The sequence below is a fragment of the Neolewinella lacunae genome, assembly GCF_014349155.1.
In the GTDB taxonomy this organism is placed as follows: Bacteria; Bacteroidota; Bacteroidia; order Chitinophagales; family Saprospiraceae; genus Neolewinella; species Neolewinella lacunae.
Map to the genome: position 1 here is coordinate 1 of NZ_JACSIT010000016.1, position 218 is coordinate 218.

1 protein-coding gene is annotated in these 218 nt (G+C 61.0%); it reads right to left on the reverse strand.

The window, feature by feature from the left end; translation table 11 throughout:
• A partial coding sequence (locus tag H9S92_RS00080; protein WP_187464697.1) for a hypothetical protein occupies window positions 1–218 on the reverse strand: 218 nt, incomplete at both ends.

Sequence of the window (218 nt, forward strand, 5' to 3'; positions counted from 1 at the left end):
AGCTCTTCGGCTACGATACCGTCGTAGTCGGGAACGTCAGCGCAGGTGCCCTCTTCGTCCGTCGGGAAGGTGATCCGGTAGTCGTGGATGCCGTAAACCGTGATCCGTTGCTGGCAGACCTGTACGTTGGTCAGGCCCTGGCCGTCGGTGGCCGTGAAGGTCCGCGTGAAGCTACCCACACCACAGCTGTTGACGTTGCCCGTGATCGTTTCCGTGAT